Origin of the sequence: Actinomadura bangladeshensis, assembly GCF_004348335.1 — a bacterium.
Taxonomy (GTDB): Bacteria; Actinomycetota; Actinomycetes; order Streptosporangiales; family Streptosporangiaceae; genus Spirillospora; species Spirillospora bangladeshensis.
Genome location: NZ_SMJW01000357.1, coordinates 1 through 6,388, shown reverse-complemented (window position 1 = coordinate 6,388; position 6,388 = coordinate 1). Strand labels below are relative to the sequence as shown.

Here is a 6,388-nt window from a genome sequence, read left to right as displayed (position 1 = left end):
GGGCCACCCCCTCGACGCCCACACCGGGGACTACGCCGAGATCTGACCGGCGCCCCGGCCCCGCGCTCGGTCACGCGGGGCCCATGACCACCCGTTCCGTGGCGAGGCGGGCCTCGGCGGGTTCGCGGAGGAAGACGCCGAAGACGGCCGGGCGCGACTGGATGAGCTCCAGCCGGCCGCCGTCCACCACGGCCAGCGAGCGGGCCAGGTAGAGGCCGAGGCCGGTGCCGTGGCCGCCGCTCACGCTGCGGTCGAAGATGCGGGGTTCGAGTTCGGGCGGGATCCCGGTGCCCTCGTCGCCGATCTCCACGACGACCGATCCGGCACCCGGTTTGGTGTGGATGGTCACCGTTCCGGCGCCGTGGGTCAGCGAGTTCTCCAGCAGCGTCGCGACGATCTGGGAGAGGCCCTCGGGGTTGGTGAGGCCGACGAGGCCCTGCTCGCCGATGATGCGGACGTCCCGCCCCGCCTTGCGGAAGCTCGGGCGCCACTCCTTGACCTGCTGGGCGATGATCTCGTCGATCGGGGACGGGACGGCGCCGCCGGTCGGGTCGTGCCGGGCGCGGGCGAGCAGCTGCTCGACGACGGCGACCAGCCGTTCGGCCTGCGCGACGGCGGCGGCGCCCTCCTCCCGGACGACGTCGGGGTAGTCCGCGGCCTCGATCATCTCCTCCAGCCGCATGGACAGCGCGGTCAGCGGGGTGCGGAGCTGGTGGCTGGCGTCGGTGGCGAACTGGCGGCCGGCGACGACGAGGTCGGTGATGCGGACGGCGCTGCGGTCCAGCACCTCGGCGACCTGGTCGATCTCCGGGATGCCGTAGCGGCGGGGGCGCGGGCGGGCGTTGCCGCTGCCGAGCCGGTCGGCGGTCTCGGCGAGCTCGCGGAGCGGCAGCATGAACTTGCGGGCCTGCACCATCGCCAGGCCGACGGTGACGGCGACGCCGAGCAGCGCCAGGCCGGCGATCAGCATGATCAGCCGCAGCGCGGCGTCGCGGACCTCCGACGCCGGCCGCGACACCCGGACGCGGACCGCGCCGTGCGTCGCGGTGGCGCTGAGGACGCGGCCGTGCCGCGGCGGCCCGGCGGTGAGGGTGCGGCCGTCCGGCAGCGTGACGGCGATGGTCCGGCCCGGGTACTCGCGGGCGATGATCGCGGGGGTGACGGGCTGCGGTTTCTCCAGGCTGTACCCGACGCCGCCGGCGATGGAGGACGCCTCCCGGTCGAGCGACCGGCCGGCCTCCTCGTAGACGAGCTTGTGGGCGGCGCAGGCGAGGGGTATGCCGAGCAGAAGGATCGCGACCACCGCCACCGCGAGCGTCGACAGGAGGAGTCGGCGCCTCATCAGGGCTCCTTCGAGGGTGGGGCCGCGGGCGCACGGCACGGGTGCCCGGGGGCCTCTCGGGAAGGCCCCCGGCGTCCCGCGCGGCCGCGGCGGCCGGTGCTAGTCGCCGCGCTCGAACCGGAAGCCGACGCCCCGCACCGTGGTGATGTAGCGGGGGCTGCCGGCGTCGTCGCCGAGCTTGCGGCGCAGCCAGGAAATGTGCATGTCGAGGGTCTTGGTGGAACCCCACCAGTTGGTGTCCCACACCTCGCGCATGATCTGTTCGCGGGTCACGACCTTGCCCGCGTCCCGGACGAGGACGCGCAGCAGGTCGAACTCCTTGGTGGTCAGCTGGAGCTCCTGCTCGCCCATCCAGGCGCGGCGCGACTCGGCGTCGATCCGCACCCCCTGGACGATCGGGGTCTCGGTGCTGCCCCGGCGCAGCAGCGCCCGCACCCGGGCGAGCAGCTCGGCCAGCCGGAACGGCTTGGTCACGTAGTCGTCGGCGCCCGCGTCGAGCCCGACGACGGTATCGACCTCGTCGGCCCGGGCGGTCAGGATCAGGATGGGCACGCCGTGCCCCTCGGCCCGTACCCTGCGGGCCACCTCAAGGCCGTCCAGTTCGGGAAGGCCGAGATCCAGGACGATCAGGTCCACACCGCCGCCGAGCGCCCGCTCCAGCGCCTGCGGGCCGTCCGGGCTTACTTCGACGGTGTACCCCTCGCGACGCAGCGCGCGGGCGAGAGGCTCGGAGATGGACGTGTCGTCCTCGGCGAGCAGTACTGAGGTCATGAACCGATCGTATGACCATTCTTGACCATTACCGGGCTGCCGCCGCGCTCTTGACCTGCGGTTTGCAACTCGTAGTACATTCGCAAACGGATCATATCCGGCAATACCCGGGTCTACGCCGCATTACACGTGTCCCCGGGTCAGTGAAAAACCCCGATCGAGGCCGCCGGGAGCTCGATCGAGGACGTTCCGGAATCGCCGACTCCGTCCTCATTGATGCGGACTGCCGGATCTGACGCGAGCAGCAGCCGGGCGCGCCCGCCGGGCGGCGCCGCCGGCAGGACGACCGGGACGTCGCCGAGGTTCGCCGCGACGCAGACCCCGCCGCGCCACATCATCAGCCAGCGCGCTCCGTTCTCGTCCGCCTCGACCGTCACCGCGGTCAGCAGCGGATCGTTCAGCTCCGGCCTGGACCGGCGCAGCGAGATCAGGGCGCGATGCCATTCAAGCAGGTCAGCGTGGACCGGATCGTCCGGTTCGGCCCAGTCGAGGACGGAGCGGCGGAACGTGTCCACAGCCTGTGGATCGGGGACCTCGCCCGTCCAGCCGTGCCGCGCGAACTCGCGGCGGCGCCCCTCGCTGACGGCCCGGGCCAGGCCGGGGTCCTGGTGGTCGGTGAAGTAGCACCACGGGGTGGACGCGCCCCATTCCTCGCCCATGAAGAGCATCGGCGTGAACGGCGCGAGCAGGAGCAGCGCCGCGCCCACTTTGAGCAGGGCTGGGGACGGCAAGAGGGTGCCGATGCGGTCGCCCGAGGCGCGGTTGCCGACTTGGTCGTGATTCTGCAGAAAGCCGAGGAAACGGTGTGCGGGGGTTTCCCCGGCGTTCACCGGACGCCCATGCCGCCTCCCCCGGTAGGTGGACATGGTCCCGTCATGGACGAAGACTCTGGTAATGGCCTTCTTCAGCGTTTCCAGAGAGCCGAAGTCGCAGTAGTAGCCCTGCCGTTCACCGGTGAGCGCCGCATGCAGAGCGTGATGGAAGTCGTCGCTCCACTGCGCGTCCAGGCCGTATCCGCCGGCCTCCCTGGACGTCACCAGGCGCGGGTCGTTCAGGTCGGATTCGGCGATGAGAAACAGCGCGCGCCCGAGGTGGGCCGATTCCGCGGCCACCGCGCGCGCCATTTCCTCCAGGATGTGCACGGCGCTGTCGTCGGTGATGGCGTGGACGGCGTCGATCCGCAGTCCGTCGATGTGGTAGTCGCGCAGCCACATCAGCGCGTTCCGCACGACGAACGCGCGAACCTCGTCCGAACCCTCCTGGTCGAAGTTCACCGCGTCGCCCCAGGGTGTGGCATGGGCGCTGGTGAAGTACGGGCCGAAGTCGGCCAGGCGGTTCCCGTCCGGGCCGAGATGGTTGTAGACGACGTCCAGAATGACGGCGATACCGCGCGCATGGGCGGCGTCTACGAATCGCTTCAGCCCGTCCGGACCGCCATACGGCTCATGAGGCGCCCAGAGGTGGACGCCGTCATACCCCCATCCGTGGCGGCCCGGGAAGGACGCGACGGGCAGCAACTCCACCGCGTCTATCCCGAGCGCCACCAGATGGTCGAGACGTTCGGCGGCCGCGTCGAACGTCCCTTCCGGCGTGAACGTCCCCACGTGCATCTCGTAGAGGACGCTTCCGGGGAGCGGACGGCCATGCCAGTGCTGGTCCGTCCAGGCGAAACGCCCGTGGTCGTAGACACGGCTCCGCCCGTGCACGCCATCGGGCTGCCAGGGGGAACGCGGGTCGGGCAGCACCTCGTCGGCGCCGTCCAGGACGAACCCGTAGTCCGTCCCATGGCCCGCCTCGGCGACCCTCGCCTCCCACCAGCCGGACGGCCGCGCCTCCATCGGGTGCCTCGCGCCGGCGACGGCGACCTCGACGCGTCCGGCGGCCGGTGCCCACACCGCGAACCGGTTGCTCAACGGTCGATCTCCCTGGGGACGAGCAGCGCGACGGGCAGGTGCTCGAAGACGCGGGCCGCGTCCAGGACCGGGCCCATGTGCGTGCAGCCGGTCAGGACGTCCCGCCAGCCCTGGTGGCGGACGTCGACCCGCGTGCCGCCCCAGCCGCCGCGCCGCTCCAGGCCCACGGGCAGCCGGGTCGCGAGCGCGACCGCGTCGCCCCGGGCGAACCCGACCAGATGCTCGGCGGCGAGCCCGCGCGCCACCACCGGCTCGTGGCGCGAGCCGGGGCCGAACCACTCGGGATGCGCCCGGCGCAGCCGCAGCGTCCGCGAGGTGACCAGCAGCTTCTCGTCGTCGACCTCCTTCGGCCGGCGGCCGGTGTCGAGCCGGACGAGGTGCTCGCGGCGCCGCCCGTAGTCGACCGGGCGCCGGTTGTCGGGGTCGACCAGCGCCAGGCCGGTCAGCTCGCACCCCTGGTAGACGTCCGGGACGCCGGGCATCGCCAGTTGGACGAGCTTCTGCCCCAGCGTGTTCACCCGCGCATGGCGGGCCAGCCTGCCGACGAACGACGTCATGTCGGTGATGAGGTCGGCATCGGCCAGCACGCCCCGCGCGTAGCCGAGAACGGCTTCCTCGTAGCCGGTGTCCTGCTCGACCCACGACGTGCGGGTCTTGGCCTCGCGCATCGCCTTGATGAGGAACTCCTCCAGGCGGCCCTGCGTGATCGGCCAGGCGCCGACGAGCGTCTGCCAGAGCAGGTATTCGAGATCGGGCTCCAGCGGCGAGGGGTCGGAACCCCATGTCCGCCACCGTTCCACCGCCTCCACCCACTCGCCCGGGATCTCCGCCATCACGGACAGCCAGGCGCGCACGTCCTCTTCGCGCTTGGTGTCGTGCGTGGAGAGCGTCGTCATGGTCAACGGCCAGTCGCGGGCGAGCCGTATGCAGTACGAGTGGAAGTCCTCCGGGCTGACGGAGAACCGCCCTGGGGCGCCGCCCACTTCGTTGAGCACGGACATACGGTTCCACCGGTAGAACGCCGTGTCCTCCACGCCCTTGGCCGCGAGCGGTGCGGACGTCTGCTGGAACCGCACGATGAACTCGGCGTCGGTGCGCTCACCACGTCCGAGGGCGAGGTCCACGACGGTCTCCAGGTCTTCGTGGAGTTCCTCCGGCAGACGGGCGCGGGCACGGTCGGCGGCCTCGTTCAGGACGTCCACGGCCTGCTGCGGTGCGTCTTCGCCCGGCACGACGTACGCGCGGTACACGTGCATGGCGACGAGCAGCTCGACCAGGGCCTTCTCCAGGCCGGGGCGACGTTCGCCCACAACCCGGTGGAGGACGCGCAGGAGCCGGTCCATCTCGGGCTTCAACCCGTGCGTGGCGGCGTGCAGGCGCGCGTCGTGCTGGACCGCCTCGAACTCTCCCGGATTGCCCGTCAGCGACACGTAGTAGGCGGTGAGCGGCTTCTCCCCCGCCGGGTCGACGAACAGCCCGCCGATCATGCCGAGCGAGTCGTAGCCGGTGGTGCCCGAGCACGGCCAGTCCGGCGGCAGCCGCTCCTCGCCCTCGGTGATCTTCTCGACGAGGACCCAGCCGTCCGGGACGGCCTCCGCCAGCCGGCGCAGGTAGCCCCGCGGGTCGGCGAGGCCGTCCGGGTGGTCGATGCGCAGGCCGTCCACGAGGCCCTGGTCGACCAGGCTCAGCAGCAGCCCGTGCGTGCGCTGGAAGACCTCCGGGTCCTCCTGGCGGAGCCCGATCAGGCCGGAGATGTCGAAGAACCGGCGGTAGTTGGGCACGCCCTCGCCCGGCAGGACGAGCCGGCCTCCGCCCGCGTCCCAGTCGATGTCGAACCACTTCGCGAACGGCGACGCCGGCCCGTCCTCCAGGACCTCGGCGAGCGGCAGGTTCAGGTCGTGCCGCTCCGGGATCGCCATGTGGTTCGGGACGACGTCGACCAGCACCCTGAGCCCGTGCGCCTGGAACCGGGCCGCCATGGCGCCGAACGCCTCCGGCCCGCCCAGCTCTTCCGAGAGCCGGGCGTGGTCGACGACGTCGTAGCCGTGCGTGGAGCCCGGCGCCGCCTGCAGGACCGGCGACAGGTAGACGTGCGAGACGCCGAGGGACGCCAGGTAGGGGGCCAACGCGGCGGCGTCGGCGAACCCGAAGTACCCCTCGGGCGTCCCGCGCAACTGGAGGCGGTAGGTACCGGACGGCGGTGCGGCGGCGGGGTCCTCGGCGGGGACGGGTGCTTCCGCCCCGTGCGTCTCGGCCCAGTGCGGTTCGGTGCTGTGATCCTCGGACACGGCTTCCTTCGGGGGGTCGGCGGGCGGCGGTTCCTCGGCGGCGGGCTCGGCGGGCTCGGCGGGCATGGCAGGAC

4 protein-coding genes are annotated in these 6,388 nt (G+C 72.1%); all 4 read right to left on the bottom strand.

Going from position 1 to position 6,388, the window contains the following annotated elements; genetic code table 11:
* Nucleotides 1–70 precede the first annotated feature (70 nt).
* Entirely contained in the window at nucleotides 71–1,342 is a 1,272-nt protein-coding gene (locus E1284_RS37395; protein ID WP_131944877.1) for an ATP-binding protein, read from the bottom strand.
* Nucleotides 1,343–1,441: 99 nt separating this feature from the next.
* Nucleotides 1,442–2,113, bottom strand: a complete 672-nt coding sequence (locus E1284_RS37390) for a response regulator transcription factor (protein ID WP_026402549.1) — start codon at nucleotides 2,111–2,113, stop codon at nucleotides 1,442–1,444.
* Between the two features lie 140 nt (nucleotides 2,114–2,253).
* The gene (gene treZ, locus E1284_RS37385; RefSeq protein ID WP_131944876.1) at nucleotides 2,254–4,026 is read right to left on the bottom strand and encodes a malto-oligosyltrehalose trehalohydrolase; all 1,773 of its coding nucleotides are present in this window, start codon (nucleotides 4,024–4,026) and stop codon (nucleotides 2,254–2,256) included.
* A partial coding sequence (gene treY / locus E1284_RS37380) for a malto-oligosyltrehalose synthase (RefSeq protein WP_243714990.1) occupies nucleotides 4,023–6,388 on the bottom strand: 2,366 nt, incomplete at its 5' end. The genes treZ and treY, both read right to left, overlap by 4 nt.